The 16,025-nt window shown below is 34.5% G+C and carries 16 protein-coding genes, 1 tRNA gene, 1 other RNA gene and 1 other annotated feature; of the genes, 5 read left to right on the top strand and 13 right to left on the bottom strand.

Annotated elements, in window-relative coordinates; genetic code table 11:
* Nucleotides 1-298: 298 nt before the first annotated feature.
* The 7 genes from NCCP28_RS23235 to tadA all read right to left on the bottom strand — a co-directional run bounded on the left by NCCP28_RS23235 (nt 299) and on the right by tadA (nt 4,595).
* Nucleotides 299-562, bottom strand: a complete 264-nt coding sequence (locus tag NCCP28_RS23235; protein ID WP_248563533.1) for a pro-sigmaK processing inhibitor BofA family protein — start codon at nt 560-562, stop codon at nt 299-301.
* 86 nt (nt 563-648) lie between these two features.
* The gene (locus NCCP28_RS23230; protein ID WP_248563532.1) at nt 649-864 is read right to left on the bottom strand and encodes a YaaL family protein; all 216 of its coding nucleotides are present in this window, start codon (nt 862-864) and stop codon (nt 649-651) included.
* A 20-nt stretch (nt 865-884) separates the two neighbouring features.
* On the bottom strand, nt 885-1,481 hold the full coding sequence (gene recR, locus NCCP28_RS23225) for a recombination mediator RecR (protein ID WP_248563531.1): 597 nt from the start codon (nt 1,479-1,481) through the stop codon (nt 885-887).
* Nucleotides 1,482-1,492: 11 nt separating this feature from the next.
* Nucleotides 1,493-1,813, bottom strand: coding sequence for a YbaB/EbfC family nucleoid-associated protein (locus tag NCCP28_RS23220; protein WP_248563530.1), 321 nt, complete (start codon nt 1,811-1,813; stop codon nt 1,493-1,495).
* Nucleotides 1,814-1,903: 90 nt separating this feature from the next.
* Nucleotides 1,904-3,610, bottom strand: coding sequence for a DNA polymerase III subunit gamma/tau (gene dnaX, locus NCCP28_RS23215; RefSeq protein ID WP_248563529.1), 1,707 nt, complete (start codon nt 3,608-3,610; stop codon nt 1,904-1,906).
* Between the two features lie 142 nt (nt 3,611-3,752).
* Nucleotides 3,753-4,017: signal recognition particle sRNA large type (gene ffs / locus NCCP28_RS23210), an RNA gene on the bottom strand.
* 92 nt (nt 4,018-4,109) lie between these two features.
* Entirely contained in the window at nt 4,110-4,595 is a 486-nt protein-coding gene (gene tadA / locus NCCP28_RS23205; protein WP_248563528.1) for a tRNA adenosine(34) deaminase TadA, read from the bottom strand.
* Between the two features lie 123 nt (nt 4,596-4,718).
* Here tadA and NCCP28_RS23200 point away from each other — a divergent pair, with 123 nt between their 5' ends.
* From NCCP28_RS23200 to NCCP28_RS23185, 4 genes are all read left to right on the top strand, one after another.
* The gene (locus NCCP28_RS23200) at nt 4,719-5,264 is read left to right on the top strand and encodes a cysteine hydrolase family protein (protein ID WP_248563527.1); all 546 of its coding nucleotides are present in this window, start codon (nt 4,719-4,721) and stop codon (nt 5,262-5,264) included.
* Nucleotides 5,265-5,324: 60 nt separating this feature from the next.
* Nucleotides 5,325-6,611, top strand: coding sequence for a glycosyl hydrolase family 18 protein (locus NCCP28_RS23195; RefSeq protein WP_248563526.1), 1,287 nt, complete (start codon nt 5,325-5,327; stop codon nt 6,609-6,611).
* A gap of 307 nt (nt 6,612-6,918) precedes the next feature.
* Complete coding sequence (locus tag NCCP28_RS23190; protein WP_248563525.1) at nt 6,919-7,572, top strand: deoxynucleoside kinase; 654 nt, start codon at nt 6,919-6,921, stop codon at nt 7,570-7,572.
* Nucleotides 7,556-8,227 carry a deoxynucleoside kinase gene (locus NCCP28_RS23185; protein WP_248563524.1) on the top strand — a complete coding sequence of 224 codons (672 nt, stop codon included), beginning with the start codon at nt 7,556-7,558 and terminating at the stop codon, nt 8,225-8,227. The genes NCCP28_RS23190 and NCCP28_RS23185 overlap by 17 nt, the downstream gene beginning before the upstream one ends.
* A 200-nt stretch (nt 8,228-8,427) precedes the next feature.
* On the opposite strand, the gene NCCP28_RS23180 is transcribed toward NCCP28_RS23185, so the two are convergent.
* The 6 genes from NCCP28_RS23180 to guaB form a co-directional block, all read right to left on the bottom strand.
* Nucleotides 8,428-8,520, bottom strand: a tRNA-Ser gene (locus NCCP28_RS23180).
* A 92-nt stretch (nt 8,521-8,612) separates the two neighbouring features.
* Nucleotides 8,613-9,893, bottom strand: a complete 1,281-nt coding sequence (gene serS / locus NCCP28_RS23175; RefSeq protein WP_248563523.1) for a serine--tRNA ligase — start codon at nt 9,891-9,893, stop codon at nt 8,613-8,615.
* 102 nt (nt 9,894-9,995) lie between these two features.
* Nucleotides 9,996-10,218, bottom strand: a binding site (T-box leader).
* Nucleotides 10,219-10,277: 59 nt separating this feature from the next.
* Nucleotides 10,278-10,862, bottom strand: a complete 585-nt coding sequence (gene pdxT, locus NCCP28_RS23170; protein ID WP_248563536.1) for a pyridoxal 5'-phosphate synthase glutaminase subunit PdxT — start codon at nt 10,860-10,862, stop codon at nt 10,278-10,280.
* Nucleotides 10,863-10,866: 4 nt separating this feature from the next.
* Complete coding sequence (gene pdxS, locus NCCP28_RS23165; protein ID WP_282579604.1) at nt 10,867-11,748, bottom strand: pyridoxal 5'-phosphate synthase lyase subunit PdxS; 882 nt, start codon at nt 11,746-11,748, stop codon at nt 10,867-10,869.
* Between the two features lie 149 nt (nt 11,749-11,897).
* A complete protein-coding gene (locus tag NCCP28_RS23160) occupies nt 11,898-13,229 on the bottom strand; it encodes a D-alanyl-D-alanine carboxypeptidase family protein (protein WP_248563522.1) in 1,332 nt (443 codons plus the stop codon).
* A 173-nt stretch (nt 13,230-13,402) separates the two neighbouring features.
* Nucleotides 13,403-14,869: an IMP dehydrogenase gene (gene guaB, locus NCCP28_RS23155; RefSeq protein ID WP_248563521.1), complete on the bottom strand. Its 1,467-nt coding sequence runs from the start codon at nt 14,867-14,869 to the stop codon at nt 13,403-13,405.
* A gap of 115 nt (nt 14,870-14,984) precedes the next feature.
* On the opposite strand from guaB, the gene NCCP28_RS23150 reads away from it, so the two are divergent.
* Nucleotides 14,985-15,938, top strand: a complete 954-nt coding sequence (locus tag NCCP28_RS23150; protein WP_248563534.1) for a YaaC family protein — start codon at nt 14,985-14,987, stop codon at nt 15,936-15,938.
* Nucleotides 15,939-16,025: the final 87 nt, after the last annotated feature.

The raw sequence follows: 16,025 nt of genomic DNA, 5'->3' as shown, positions 1-16,025 counted from the left end.
TTAAGTTAACTTCTTTATCAGAAGCAACTTTTATATATTAACATACGCTTAAAATGTTGTCAAACTTTTTTTATTTACTTTCACATCATCTCTGCGACCCTTTAAATATTACCAGCATTGATATAAAAAGTCAATATTATTCATAAAAAAAACAACTAATATTTATTAGTTGTTTTAAAACTTATCTTTCAAATAGAAATCTGCCTACTTTGTGCATTAAATTCCCTTCATTTTCCCCTTCTTTAGCAACTATATCACTATGATTAAAAAATGAAGGTTTCTCTGCCATTAAGATAAACTACAAAATATATTTCTGAATAGCAACTAAAGCTACTACTCCTGGAATTCCTAAAATTCCAGAAATGCTAGAAGTTGCAAAATTGATAGGCACATGCAACCCGTAACTATTTCCAAATACATTTAAAAAGAATAAAAATAAAGCTCCTATTACTATTTTTATTATTCCTTGTCCAATTACCCGTAAAGGTTTAATCGGTGTTCCAATAAAAAGCAAAATAATAATTAGCCCTGTTACAATAGAGATGATTACCACGGGATTCAAAATATGTCCCCTCCCTCGAAAGAACTTGTACTAATAATTATGTTTCCCTCTTATTATATAGAACTTAAAAAGAATATTATTTTTGTTTATCTTAAAGTAATTTTTCTTTCTTTTGCTTCTTTAAAAAGAAAAAAATATTTTGCTTCTGTCAATCTTGCTGCACAAATCACTTCATCCGAAGGGTCAAAACTTTTATCCAACAGCGATTTATCGTTTAACCAGTCTTTTTTCATGCTGCTAAATTGGGTCAATAATTTTTCATCGAATTCTTTTCTCAATTTTCCTTTTCGGCGAAAAAGCATTTTTGTTCCCCCTCCATTTTTTAAACTTCTCTTCTACCCTCTAATGCTTTCGATAAAGTCACCTCATCAGCGTATTCCAAATCTCCGCCAACTGGTAGCCCGTGAGCAATACGGGTAATTTTAATGCCTGAAGGTTTTAAAAGTCTTGAGATATACATAGCAGTTGCTTCTCCCTCAATATTAGGGTTTGTTGCCATAATAACTTCTTCCACATCTTCTTCTTGCAATCGTTTAATTAATGTAGGGACATTGATATCTTCTGGACCAATTCCATCCATTGGTGAAATGGCCCCGTGCAGCACATGATATAAGCCATTGTATTCTTTCATTTTCTCCATTGCGATAACATCTTTTGGATCTTGCACAACACAAATGACTTTTCTGTCTCTCCTGCTGTCTTCACATATAAAACAAGGATCTTGATCAGTAATATGACCACATACTGAGCAATAAGTTAAATTTCGCTTCGCATTAACTAATGCCTTCGCAAAATCCAGCACAGTATCTTCTTTCATATTTAATACAAAAAAAGCCAGTCTCGCAGCCGTTTTAGGGCCGATGCCTGGCAGTTTCATAAAGCTGTCAATAAGTTTTGATATTGGTTCAGGATAATGCATTATTTTCCTCCTTAGAACATTCCAGGAAGATTCATTCCTTTTGTGAATTGCCCCATTGTTGCATTTGTAAGTTCATCTGCTTTTTTTAATGCATCATTAGTAGCTGCAAGAACAAGATCTTGGAGCATTTCCACATCTTCTGGGTCCACAACTTCTTCCTTAATCTTCACTTCTACAATTTCTTTATGGCCTGTCACAATAACAGTTACCATACCGCCACCAGCTGTACCCTCAATCTTCTTTTCTCCTAACTCTTCTTGTGCTTCAGCCATTTTCTTTTGCATTTTTTGCATTTGTTTCATCATATTTTGCATATTACCCATTCCACGCATATTATTACCTCCAATAATTTAAATTTATATATAATTGTTAGATATTATTATTTCCCTGCATTACATATGAGTATATATGTTAATTAATGCTTACTCTTTGATTTCTAACAATTCCTCGCCAAATAATTTTATTGCTTCTTCTACAATTGGTTCTGCTTTTGCCTGAGTAGCATTTTCTGTATCTGATGAATTCAAATGGTGGGAGCTATTTAAAAATTCTTCTCTAATTTGCAGCCACTGCTCTTCAGGAACCCCAACTATTCGATAACTTTTCCCAACTAACTGATACATTGAATTTGTAATAGTCTCTATAAATTTAACATTATCTACTGCCATTTGACAGTGAATTTCATATTTAAATTTAATAATGATGGAATCATCTGACGCCGCTATAGGTTCCGCTTCATTTAATAATGCAGCTTGCGACCTCATTTGATTCTGCACTAGTTTGGTTAGCATATTGGCCCAATTGCTTTTAATGGTTTGGAGTTCCGTCTTAGAAGCAGCCTTTAATATTTCATTTATCCTTCCAGCAGGAGCTTGAAATCCTTTACGATTTGCACGAATTTTCTTTTGTGATGGAGCTTCTTCATTTCGAACGGCTACACCATTCTGTTTTAGACTAGAAAGTTCTCCCTCAAGAAAATTTATTTTTTGCATTAGATTATGAATTTCTGCCGATGAAGAATCTGTGCCTCTGACAGGAACTTCCGCTTCTATTTGTGCTAACTTCACTATGGAAACTTCAAGAAATATTCTGGGATGATTTGTCCAACGCATATCCTGTTGGGTTTTATTCAACAAGTTTATGATCTCGTAAATTTGTTCGTTATGATAGGTTTCCGCCAGTTCTTTAAACTCATCATCCAACAATACTCTTTCTAATGATTCTTCTAAATTTGGTGCTGTTTTATACAATAGCATATCTCGATAGAAAAAAATAAAGTCTTCTATAAACCGACTAGGATCTTTACCAGCAAGCAGCAAATCATCTAAAGACTGTAAACCCAAAACAGCATCTTTTTCGTAAATTGCTTTAGCCAATTTATTGAGGAACCCTTGTGATACAGCTCCCGTCACAGTCAAAGCATCTTCTACCGTAACTGTTTCTTCACTATAAGAAATTGCTTGGTCCAATAAACTAAGTGCATCCCTCATTCCTCCATCAGCAGCCCTTGCAATCATTTGCAAGGCTGCCTCTTCACAAGAAAGACCTGATTCCTGAATAATAAGACGCATTCTGTTTACGATAGACTGCGCTGTAATCCTTCTAAAATCGAACCGCTGGCATCTAGAAATAATCGTTAATGGAATTTTATGAGGTTCCGTTGTGGCTAATATAAAGATAACATGTTTAGGGGGTTCTTCTAAAGTTTTAAGCAGTGCATTAAAGGCTCCTATAGATAGCATATGAACTTCATCTATAATATAAACTTTATATGGAACAGAGCTTGGAGCATATTTTACCTTATCTCTAATATCCCTTATTTCCTCTACTCCATTATTGGATGCTGCATCTATTTCAATTACATCAGGAATGCTCCCATCTGTTATTCCTTTACAAGCCGCACATTCATTGCATGGTTCAGCAATAGGCGCTCTCTCACAGTTAACAGCTTTTGCTAATATTTTAGCCGCACTTGTTTTTCCGGTTCCTCTTGGTCCAGAGAAAAGATAGGCATGAGAAATTTTTTGTTGCAGAAGGGCATTTTGCAATGTTTTCGTTATGTGTTCCTGACCTACCACATCAATAAATTGTTGAGGTCTCCAAACACGGTATAATGCTTGATAATTCATTTATTCGCCCCCTAAGCTTTATTTCAATGCTTATTATAGCTTATCCACTATTAATTTTACATATTTTACGATAAGTATTATTGATTATATACAAAAAAACTCATCCATTTACAGAATGAGTTTTATATATGCAATATAACTGCCGTGCACCTTTCTTCGACTAGCACCCATAAGCGTTACTTAAGTAGTTAGCTCGGTCCAGGTTACCCTGCGGCACATGGGGGTGTCCACTTAATGCTGCTTCCTTCCGGACCTGACATGGTTCATGGATTCCCATTGCGCAGGACCCGGACGTCAACACCACTTGCTTAAGGCAGACCCTACAGGATACTAGCCTCAGAAAGGAATTCAGCCTCGCTAGAGCGGATTGCGAGTACAGGGCACCGCTACCTCCCCGCTTAGCACGACAAAATTGATACCATAATTTAAGGTGTCATATAAGACACACTCATAATTATACTGATAAAGAATTAAAAAAGCAATATTTATAAACTGTAAATTATTGTATTTTTTTATTTTCTTTTTTACGCAATCTCAATTCTTTAAAAAAGTTCGTAAGCAAACTTCCACATTCATCTTCCATAATCCCTGCTATCACTTCACTTTGGTGATTAAATCGATCGTCTTGCAGCAAGTTCATAAACGTCCCTGCGCAACCTCCTTTTGGATCGCTTGCACCATAAACCACTTTATCAATTCGCGAAAGAATAATTGCTCCTGAACACATAGCGCATGGTTCTAATGTAACGTATAAAGTTGCATTTTCTAATCTCCATGTTCCCGTTTTTTTACAAGCTGCATCAATCGCCAACAACTCTGCATGAGCTATCGCTGTTTGATCTCTTTCACGCAGGTTATGAGCACTTGCAATTACTTTTCCATTTTGCACAATTACAGCTCCAATAGGTACCTCCAAAGATTCTCCTGCTTTTTTTGCTTCCTCGATTGCAAGACGCATAAAGTAACTATGATCTTTATCATTCATAAAAAACACCTTCTTAATTTATTTAATAATACCCTTCACAAAATGTTTTGCTTATTATTTTTTTAAAATTACTCAAACTAGTAAAAGATCTATTTATGTAAAAATATTAGAAAAGAGGTACTAATGAATACATCAAAAAATACCGCTATGCTGGTTATTGATATGATTAATGATTTTAAGTTTGCACATGGGAAAACATTAGCTGAAAAGGCAGATAAAATGTTAGATTCCATTCTTTCTTTAAAACAAAATTGTGTAGACAAAAAAATTCCTATCATCTATATCAATGACCATTATAATTTATGGAAAGCAGATATAGAAAGTATTCTTAACTATTGTCACAATGAAACAAGTTCACAGCTTCTTGATAAAATAAAACCAACAAAGACTGATTATTTTTTAATAAAACCAAAGCATTCTGCATTTTATGGCACAGCACTAGATACACTTTTGCAGCAGCTTAATGTAGACACACTTATCCTTACCGGAATAGCAGGGAATATTTGTGTACTTTTTACCGCAAATGATGCTTATATGCGTGAGTATTCCTTACTAGTTCCAGAAAACTGCATTGCTTCAGTAGATGATGAAGATAATAAGTATGCAATGACTATGATGAAAAATGTGATGAACGCAAAATTATATACTTATGAAAAAGATTTATCATGAACAGTCATCTCCTCTCATAAAATATGTCTATAGCCATGTTTAATGGGAGGAGGGAATATAATGCAAATACACGTTGTAATGAATAATCAGACTTTGACAGGTATTGCTCAAGCATATAGCACTACTGTAGCTGATCTGATTGAAGCTAATGACCTTGCTAACCCCAATCAGCTTGTAATTGGTCAGGCGTTAGTTATCCCTATCATCGGCAGCTTTTATTGGGTGCAAGCTGGCGATACTCTTTGGTCTATTTCTCAAAAGTTTAATATTCCCTATCAAAACTTAGCATCCATTAATAGAATATCAATAAATCAACCGTTATCAATTGGACTGCGCTTATATATACCACAAAAACCAAAATCAACTGCAGAATTTAATGCATATGTAGAACCAAGAGGAACGGCAGTAGCACCTATTTTAGAAACAAGTGCACGGCAAGCTTCCCCTTATTTAACCTATTTGGCACCATTTAGTTTTCAAGCGCTTAGGGATGGTTCATTAAAAGAGCCACTATTAAATAACTTTCCCGCCATTGCAGCAAGAAATAATAATGTTTTAATGATGGTAATCACAAATCAGGAAAATGATCAATTTAGCGATGAATTAGGAAGAATCCTCTTAAACGATCTATCAATCCAAGATAAATTTTTAAATAATATTGTGGCTACTGCTAAAAAATATGGATTTAAAGATATTCATTTTGACTTTGAGTATTTGCGGCCTGAAGATAAGGAGAATTATAACAATTTCTTAAAAAAGGCAAAAGCCCGCTTTTCCCAAGAGGGGTGGCTAGTTTCTACTGCTCTCGCTCCAAAAACAAGTGCTGATCAAAAGGGCAGATGGTATGAGGCTCATGATTACAAAGCTCATGGAGAAATTGTAGATTTTGTGGTGATTATGACATATGAGTGGGGATACAGCGGGGGTCCCGCTATGGCTGTATCTCCTATTGGACCAGTTCGAAATGTATTAGAATATGCTGTATCAGAAATGCCTCCTTCGAAAATACTAATGGGGCAAAATCTATATGGCTATGATTGGACACTTCCTTTCTCAGAAGGCACCATCGCCAAAGCTCTTAGTCCCCAAGCTGCCATTCAATTGGCTAGGGAAAATAATGTAGCCATTCTTTATGATGAAAAAGCGCAGGCGCCTTATTTTAATTATACAGACAGCAATGGAAAATCCCACGAAGTCTGGTTTGAAGACGCAAGATCAATTCAAGCGAAATTTAATTTAATAAAAGAACTAAGGCTTAGAGGCATGAGCTATTGGAAGCTAGGATTGCCTTTCCCGCAGAACTGGCTTTTAATCACTGATAATTTCCAAGTCGCCAAAAGGGCTTAATAATGATTTTTAATTTTTTATAGTTATTATTTCTTTTCAAAGCTGCCTTAAGAACATAGGCAGTTTTTGTTATTTCCCAATGAATAATATACTCTTTAGTTTCCTCTTTCCTACTTAATCAGCACTCACTAATCCCCTTCATTTAAGAAATCTGTAAAGAGGATTGGTCCATGTCTTGCATTAAAGGAAAAAACATACATGAAATAAATAATCATCTATATGTCCTAAAGAAGGTTCCATATGTTAAAATGGCATTTGTGTCATTATTATATACAACTATTTTTTATAAAGAACAGGTGGACAAGCAATGAATACTATCCCTTTTATTACTGTAGAAGGACCGATTGGCGTTGGTAAAACATCTTTGGCAAAATTGCTCTCTGAACACTTTCAATATTATCTACTTAAAGAAATAGTCGAAGAAAATCCTTTTCTGGGAAAATTTTACGAAAATATTGATGAGTGGAGCTTCCAGACTGAGATGTTTTTTTTATGCAATCGCTATAAACAGTTGAATGATATAAATGCTCACTATTTAAACAAAAAAATTCCTGTTATTGCAGATTATCATATAATGAAAAATTTAATATTCGCAAAAAGATCACTTCAAGAAAAAGAGCTTTCTAAATATGTAAGAATTTACGATGTATTAAAAGAAGATCTTCCTACACCAAATATCATTATTTATTTGCATGCCAGTTTGGAAACAATAATTAAACGTATAAAAAAAAGAGATAGAGATATAGAAAAAAATATAAGTTCTCTCTATTTAGAACAACTTTCTTCTGATTACGATTCTGTAATGGAAGATTTTAAAAAAAAGAACCCTCATATACCAGTATTGACTTTTAATGGAGACACCCTTGATTTTGTCCAACATAACGAGGATTTAAAAATTATCATTGCGAAAATAAAAGATACTTTAAATATAGGAGCATATACAAATGAATCTGAAAAATAAATACAAAATTCCTAACAATGCTGTTATTACAATTGCAGGAACAGTAGGAGTAGGAAAATCAACGTTAACTAATGCTCTTTCCAGTGCGCTTGAATTCCGAACTTCCTTTGAAAAGGTGGATACAAATCCATATTTAGATAAATTTTATCAAGATTTTAGCAGATGGAGTTTTCATCTTCAAATTTACTTTCTAGCTGAACGTTTTAAAGAACAAAAAAGAATATTTGAATATGGGGGAGGATTTATCCAAGATCGTTCTATTTATGAAGATACAGGCATATTCGCTAAAATGCATTATGAAAAAGGCACTATGTCAGAAATAGACTATGAAACATATACGAGTCTTTTTGAAGCAATGGTAATGACTCCATACTTCCCTCATCCTGACTTGCTGATTTATTTAGAAGGCTCATTAGAAGATATATTACTTCGCATTGAAAAACGCGGAAGATCAATGGAAAAACAAACTCCAATTGATTACTGGAGAGAAATGCATACACGATATGAAAAATGGATAGATTCCTTTTCTGCATGTCCTGTTCTTCGCTTAAATATTAACGAATATGATGCGATGGCAGATGGCAACTCGATTGAGCCTATCATTGAAAAAATCGGACGTATTTTAAATCAAAGCAACTATGTAAAAAAATCATAATAAGCTATATTCAAAAAGAGGGGGTAATACTCCTCTTTTTTATTTTGGTTCTTTTAAAAATATCTGTTGATTTCCTCTAGGCAACTTACGCTTTCCGCTTCAATCACCCTTAAACAAAAAATTTATTTCAGAATAACAAAAAGGCTTACTACAATGTAGTAAGCCTTATATCTCCAATATTTATGCGCGATATAATAATATGGAGGAGGAAGGGGGATTCGAACCCCCGCGCGGTTTGACCCGCCTGTCGGTTTTCAAGACCGATCCCTTCAGCCGGACTTGGGTATTCCTCCATCAGACAAAAAATAATATATCACTTTATAATAAAAAAATCAATACCTTTATTATAAAAGGAGAAGATTTTTCTCCTTTTATAAATAAAAAATTAATTTTCTGAAATGATTTCTTTATTTCTCATATATGGCCGAAGAACATCCGGGATTACTACACTACCATCTTCCTGTTGATAATTTTCCAATATAGCTGCAACCGTCCGGCCTATCGCAAGTCCTGATCCATTGAGTGTATGCACATGCTCAGGTTTTCCTTTTGCCTCTCTTCGGAATCTGATATTGGCGCGTCTAGCTTGGAATGCTTCAAAATTACTGCAAGAAGATATTTCGCGATACATATTGTAGCTAGGGATCCAAACTTCTACGTCATATTTTTTGGCAGCAGTAAAACCTAAATCGCCTGTACACATGCTTAAGACACGATACGGCAATTTTAACAGTTGTAAAACTCTTTCTGCATTTGCTGTTAAAGATTCTAACTCTGCATATGAATCTTCTGGTTTAACAAACTTTACTAATTCCACTTTGTTAAATTGGTGCTGTCTTATTAATCCTCGCGTATCACGACCTGCAGATCCAGCCTCTGAACGGAAGTTTGCACTAAACGCTGCATATTTAACAGGAAGCTGATCTCCATCTAAAATCTCATCACGATGCAAGTTTGTAACTGGCACCTCAGAAGTAGGAATTAAGAAATAGTCTTCTTTTTCAATTAAAAATGCATCTTCTTCAAACTTAGGCAATTGGCCAGTTCCTGTTAAACTTGCTCTATTTACTAAAAATGGAGGAATAATTTCTTTATAGCCATGCTCTTCAGTATGAAGATCCAACATAAAATTGAATAATGCTCTTTCTAGCCTTGCTCCTAATCCTTTGTAAAATACAAAACGGCTTCCTGTAACTTTTGCTGCTCGTTCAAAGTCTAGCAAATCTAGATTTGTTGCAATATCCCAATGTGGTTTTGGTTCAAAAGGAAACTCTCTAATTTCTCCCCATTTTCTAATTTCAACATTATCATCTTCCGTATCACCTACTGGCACACTCTCATGAGGAAGATTTGGAATACTTAGCATAATTGTCTGTAGTCTTTCTTCTACTACTCGCAATTCATCATCTAGTTCTTTAATTTTATCTCCTACTTCTCTCATTTCAGCAATTAGGGAATCCGCATCTTTTTTTTCTCTTTTTAAAACGGCCACTTGTTGAGAAACTTCATTTCTTCGGCTTTTTAAATTTTCGGCCTCAACAATTAACTCTCTTCTCCTTGTATCTAATTCTTCAAAATTATCCAATTCCGATAAATCTTCGCCTCTATGCTGCAATTGCTGTTTTACAAACTCAAAATTAGCTCGAACAAACTTTATATCTAACATATTATTTGTATCCTCCTCTTTTTTTCGTTTTAAATTAATTATCACCTTAATTAAAAAACGCCTTGGTATTTCAAATTTTAAACGCAAAAAACTCTCATCCCAAAAAGGGACGAGAGTTAACCCGCGTTGCCACCCTAGTTGAAAGCATACCACTTTCCACTTTAAAGAAAATAACGGTTTTTAGCCGAAAGCAATTACTTACTTTAAAAAGCGTTCCATGCTTTTACTCAAGGATGGATTCACAGATCTTATCCACTGGTTTTCACCAACCACCAGCTCTCTAAAGGATAATGATGCTGCTACTATTTCCTATCAACGTAGTTCATATTTAAGTGATTTTTTTCATCGTACTATAATTATTTACAAACTTCAATCAAAATATCCTTAGTTTTTCGCTTCTTTTGCCATATTAACAAAATAGCCTGTTATACGATGATCATCAGTTAATTCAGGATGAAAGGAACATCCTAAAAATTGCCCTTCTCTTGCAGCAACGATTCTATTTTCATGACTTGCCAAGATTTCAACATTTTTTCCTGCTGAAATAATATGCGGTGCACGAATGAATACTGCTGTAAAATCATCAGCCACGCCAGCGATATCCAAATTAGCCTCAAAACTGTCCTTCTGTCTTCCAAAAGAATTTCTTGCTACATGTACATCCATTACACCGATATGTGGTTCGTCATAACCTTCAATAGAATTTGCTAATAATATTAATCCAGCACATGTGCCAAACATTGGTTTACCAGATTGAGAAAATTTCTTTAGGCTATCCATAAAATCGTATTTATCAATTAAACGGCGCATTGTTGTACTTTCACCGCCAGGAAGAATCAGACCATCTATTTCTTCTAATTGTTCCTTATGTTTCACTACTACGGCCTTTGCCCCATTTGCTTCAATTGCATTTACATGTTCTCTTACTGCACCTTGCAGTCCAAGAACACCGATTGTTACGCTAGACATCATATTACCATCCACGCTCTTGCATACGAGACTCTGGAGCAAGACTTGCTATTTCAATTCCCTTCATAGCAGTCCCTAAGTCTTTAGATATCTCTGCAATCAATTTGTAGTCTTGATAGTGTGTAGTTGCTTCTACAATTGCACGAGCAAATTTAGCAGGGTTTTCTGATTTAAAGATACCAGAACCAACAAACACCCCATCAGCACCTAATTGCATCATCAGCGCAGCGTCAGCAGGTGTAGCAACACCACCAGCTGCGAAGTTAACTACAGGTAGACGTCCTAATTTTTTAATTTCTAATAATAATTCATATGGAGCGCCTAAAAGTTTTGCTTCTGTCATTAGCTCATCTTCATTCATATAAGCCACTTTGCGAACTTGTGCATTTACTTTGCGGATATGACGCACTGCTTCTACAATATTGCCCGTTCCAGGCTCACCTTTTGTACGAAGCATAGAAGCCCCTTCTCCAATACGTCTTGCTGCTTCTCCTAAATCACGGCATCCACATACAAATGGAACAGTATAATCATTTTTATTTAAATGATACTCTTCATCCGCTGGTGTTAAAACTTCACTTTCATCAATATAATCAACGCCCATGGCTTCTAAAACCTTTGCTTCTACAATATGACCAATACGCGCTTTAGCCATAACTGGTATAGATACTGCATTCATTACTTCTTCCACAATAGTTGGATCTGCCATTCTAGCAACTCCACCAGCTGCACGAATATCAGATGGCACTCTTTCAAGAGCCATAACAGCCACGGCCCCTGCTTCTTCTGCTATTCTAGCTTGCTCTGCATTTACAACGTCCATAATAACGCCGCCCTTTTGCATTTCAGCCATTCCACGTTTTACTCTATCAGTACCTGTTTTCAATGTATTTGCCTCCCAATATTATCCTACAGTGCTGTAGATTTAGTAATTTTCGAAACATTAAGGAATTTTTTACGACAAAAATATTATTTCCCTAATGAAAATAAACAATAAAAAAAGGTTCCTGTCAAGACCAGGAAACCTTCTTTATTTTAAAACCATCCTTTTATAGCAGTAGAAGCACTGTTCCATACATCTGAGAAAAATCCTCCGATTCCGCGCATTGCCAGCACAAACCAATTTGCCTTTTCTACATTTTCAGTTGCGATAACATCAACAGTTACTGTCTTCTTCCCCTCTGCTGTCAAAAATTCTATCTCTTTTCCATCTTTTGTTTGCAGCGTTAAAGTTCCTACTTTTTCACCCTTTTTTACAGGTGCAGTAAGTTCACCATGACTGTTTAATTTTTTTTCATCTAAAGCTAATTTAGTTTGATAATTTTCTTTTTCTCCATTTTTGACAATTAAATTGATAGCTTTATCTGTACTAATCTTTACTGAATCTTCTTTTCCTTTTATTACTTTTAATGTTTTATTATTTTTTATAGTATAGTTGGCAGACAAAACTTCTTCTTCAGCAAAATTTCCAAATGCATAATCAAGCATTTTTACGGTCTCTGAAAAACGTGAATTTTTTGTTTTTCCTTTCATTATGACAGAGATAACACGCTGATCACCTTTTTTTGCTGTTGATGTTACATTATAACCAGCATAATCAGTAGACCCTGTTTTTAGCCCATCTACTCCCTCGTATCCGAATACTAATGATGGAATAAGCCAGTTAAAGTTTTTATATTCTCTGCCGTCACGAAATTTCAAACTAGGCATGCTAGAGGTTTCCAATATTTCTGGATAATCTTTTACTAAATGATAAGCAAGCTTTGCAACAGCTCTTGCAGACATCTTATTTTCGCTTGTAGCATTTCCAGCAGGATAACTTCCTAATAAATCAGCATTATTTAATCCAGAAGAATTTACAAACTCATAATCCTCTAATCCTAATTCTTTTGCCTTCTTATTCATTACATTAATATAATTTTTTTCGGTTCCAGCGATTAGCTCAGCCAATGCAACAGTCGCAGCATTCCCAGAATGGATAGCCATTGCCTGATACAATTCTTTTACTGTATACTCTTCTCCTTCTGTTAAACCTACGTTAGAAAGCTCAGGAGCTCCAGATAACCGATGTACATAATTATTGATTTTTACTTTTTGGTCCCATGTAATTTTTCCTTCTTTAATGGATTCAAGCAAAATATATTCAGTCATCATTTTTGACATGGAAGCAACGCCTAATAATTCATCAGCATTTTTTTCGTATAATACTTCACCCGATTCTGAATCTACTAAGATCGCTGCTTTAGATTCAAGACCCAATTCATCCTTTTCAGCTGCACTTGCCTGCTCAGATATACCTGTAAATAGGCAAGTAAACATAAGCGCCATCATAGCGCCATACAGCGTCCACTTCTTTAAATAATTCAATTATATTACCTCCAAAACTATTATAATTATCTATTTATATTTTATTTAATTTCTCTGTTAAGTATTTCCCCTGTACAGTTTAACATAAAAAAATCAAAAAAAATAGACAGTGATTCACTCACTATCTATTGTAAAATTAGGCATCAAAATGTAATGAAAACGTAAAAATATTCTTAAGAAATAGAGTAGTTCGGAGCTTCTTTTGTAATTTGTACATCATGTGGGTGACTCTCTCTTAATCCTGCACCAGTCATTCTTACAAATTGTGCATTCTCTCTTAATTCTGTCAAATCTTTTGTTCCGCAATATCCCATTCCAGAGCGAATCCCGCCAATTAATTGATATACTGTATCAGATAAAGGTCCTTTATATGGAAGACGGCCTTCAATACCTTCTGGAACAAACTTCTTATTATCTTCTTGGAAGTAGCGGTCTTTTGAGCCCTTTTCCATTGCTGCAACAGATCCCATTCCTCTATAGACTTTAAATCTACGGCCTTGGAATATTTCTGTTTCCCCTGGGCTTTCAGAAACACCGGCAAGCAGGCTTCCTAACATTACAGCATGCCCTCCAGCTGCCAATGCTTTTACAATATCACCAGAATATTTAATTCCGCCATCTGCTATAATAGCTTTTCCAAGTTTTCTAGCTTCTGTCGCACAATCATATATTGCCGTTATTTGAGGTACACCTACACCAGCCACTACCCTAGTAGTACAAATAGAGCCTGGTCCAATTCCAACCTTTACGATATCAGCTCCTGCCTCAATTAAAGCACGAGTACCTTCAGCAGTTGCTACATTTCCTGCAATAATAGTCAATTCAGGAAAAGCATTGCGTATCTCTTTAACGCCTTCTAATACACCTTGAGAGTGTCCATGAGCTGTATCTAAAACAACTACATCTACATTTGATTTCACTAGCATTTCCACACGTTTCAGCGCATCTCCTGTCACGCCAACTGCAGCACCAACCAATAATCTTCCATGGGCATCCTTTGCAGAGTTTGGAAATTCAATTACTTTCTCAATATCTTTAATTGTAATTAGCCCTTTTAGTACTCCCTCACTATTAATTAAAGGCAATTTTTCAATTTTATACTTTTGCAAGATTTTTTCTGCTTCTTCAAGTGTTGTTCCTACTGGAGCCGTTACTAAATTTTCTTTTGTCATAACATCCGAAATTCTAATGGAAAAGTCTTCAATAAAACGAAGGTCGCGATTTGTTAGAATGCCTACCAATTTTTGATCATCATTATTATTTACAATTGGTACACCAGAAATTCTGTATTTACCCATCAAATGTTCAGCATCAAATACTTGATGATCTGGCGTTAGGAAAAATGGATCTGTGATAACACCACTCTCTGAACGTTTAACTTTATCAACTTGCTCAGCCTGTTGTTCAATAGACATATTTTTATGAATAATTCCTAGCCCACCTTGGCGGGCGATAGAAATTGCCATATCAGCTTCTGTTACAGTATCCATCCCAGCACTGATTAGTGGAATATTCAAGTTAAGATTTGATGCTAATTGCACTTTTAAACTTACATCTCTTGGAAGTACTTCTGATTTAGCAGGTATTAATAATACATCATCAAATGTTAATCCTTCTTTAACAAATTTACTTTCCCACATTTTAACGCCTCCATATAGTTAAAAAATATTATTAGTAGGTTATCAATTGGACAAAATACTGTCAAGGTTAGTTCAATAAGTTTAATTTTTCAAAAAATTAAAGGTGGTAAATAATATGTTTCAAACTTATAAAGATTTAGAGTCATTTAACTGTTTTTTCTCTGCTGAATACGTGCAAAACTTTTTAAAAAAATGCTATAAACGACTGAATATGCAAGACGTAGAAAAAAAGAGCTATCAAAATTGCTATCCATTTATTTATTTTTTAGAACAAGGAAAATTATACTATCAACAAGCATCCATTTCACCGCTATCCATTCAGCCCTTATTAGTCTTTTATGGCTATGTACATTTGCTGAAAGCATGTTTGTTAACAATAGACCCTAGTTATCCCAGCACTACCTCTGTACTTGCACACGGAGTTTCTACAAGGAAAAGGAAAAAACAACAATACCTTTTTTTTCAGGATGAAGTAAAAATACAAAAAAATGGTTTATTTACCTATATGGCTGAAAAAATGTTTAGCACAAAATCATTAGAAGGTGAAAAAGTGAAAATGGAGGAGTTATTTAGGCAAATTCCTGAATTAACTAATCTCTTCAAAATTATGAATGGAAATGATTTATATTTACCTGTAACAATAAATAATACTACAATTTCTATTCCTATCCAAATATTAGATACTTATTTTATGAATTTAAATGGATTTAAACATTATTTAGAACAAAAAAATCAGGCTCTTATTATGGATATAAATGCTAATCGCCATATTATTACAATTAATTACAATGAATTACCATATTCTATGGAGCCACTCAAGTATAATATTTGCACTAAAAATTATTATATTTCAATAATGAAGGAAGGATCAGCTTTTTTTCCAGAAATACTAAGTCATTATCTAATATTATATAATTTAAGTATGATAGCTCGTTATGAAATAGAGTGGTGGAGTGAGCTATTAAAAACAACACCTAATCAAGATTTCCCATTTATAGAAAGTTTTTTATCTATATCAATACAAAAAGGTCCATATCTAATTTATCGTTTTTTAGAAAAAAATATGTAATGCTATTTTATCTTGTATAAAAATAGCATTACATATGAAAACTTTTTCCAGGCAAAAAAAAGAGTACCTAATCAAATTAGATACTCT

It is taken from the genome of Niallia sp. NCCP-28, from assembly GCF_023168165.1.
Lineage (GTDB): Bacteria > Bacillota > Bacilli > Bacillales > Cytobacillaceae > Niallia.
The sequence above is the reverse complement of the archived record's forward strand: the minus strand, read 5'-3'. Positions and strand labels throughout refer to the sequence as shown.

Bases quoted from the DNA above. Each gene is read 5' to 3' on its own strand.
- NCCP28_RS23230 (WP_248563532.1), bottom strand. From the start codon at position 864: ATGCTTTTTCGCCGAAAAGGAAAATTGAGAAAAGAATTCGATGAAAAA.
- recR (WP_248563531.1), bottom strand. From the start codon at position 1,481: ATGCATTATCCTGAACCAATATCAAAACTTATTGACAGCTTTATGAAA.
- NCCP28_RS23220 (WP_248563530.1), bottom strand. From the start codon at position 1,813: ATGCGTGGAATGGGTAATATGCAAAATATGATGAAACAAATGCAAAAA.
- dnaX (WP_248563529.1), bottom strand. From the start codon at position 3,610: ATGAATTATCAAGCATTATACCGTGTTTGGAGACCTCAACAATTTATT.
- tadA (WP_248563528.1), bottom strand. From the start codon at position 4,595: ATGAATGATAAAGATCATAGTTACTTTATGCGTCTTGCAATCGAGGAA.
- NCCP28_RS23200 (WP_248563527.1), top strand. From the start codon at position 4,719: ATGAATACATCAAAAAATACCGCTATGCTGGTTATTGATATGATTAAT.
- NCCP28_RS23195 (WP_248563526.1), top strand. From the start codon at position 5,325: ATGCAAATACACGTTGTAATGAATAATCAGACTTTGACAGGTATTGCT.
- NCCP28_RS23190 (WP_248563525.1), top strand. From the start codon at position 6,919: ATGAATACTATCCCTTTTATTACTGTAGAAGGACCGATTGGCGTTGGT.
- NCCP28_RS23185 (WP_248563524.1), top strand. From the start codon at position 7,556: ATGAATCTGAAAAATAAATACAAAATTCCTAACAATGCTGTTATTACA.
- serS (WP_248563523.1), bottom strand. From the start codon at position 9,893: ATGTTAGATATAAAGTTTGTTCGAGCTAATTTTGAGTTTGTAAAACAG.
- pdxT (WP_248563536.1), bottom strand. From the start codon at position 10,862: ATGTCTAGCGTAACAATCGGTGTTCTTGGACTGCAAGGTGCAGTAAGA.
- guaB (WP_248563521.1), bottom strand. From the start codon at position 14,869: ATGTGGGAAAGTAAATTTGTTAAAGAAGGATTAACATTTGATGATGTA.
- NCCP28_RS23150 (WP_248563534.1), top strand. From the start codon at position 14,985: ATGTTTCAAACTTATAAAGATTTAGAGTCATTTAACTGTTTTTTCTCT.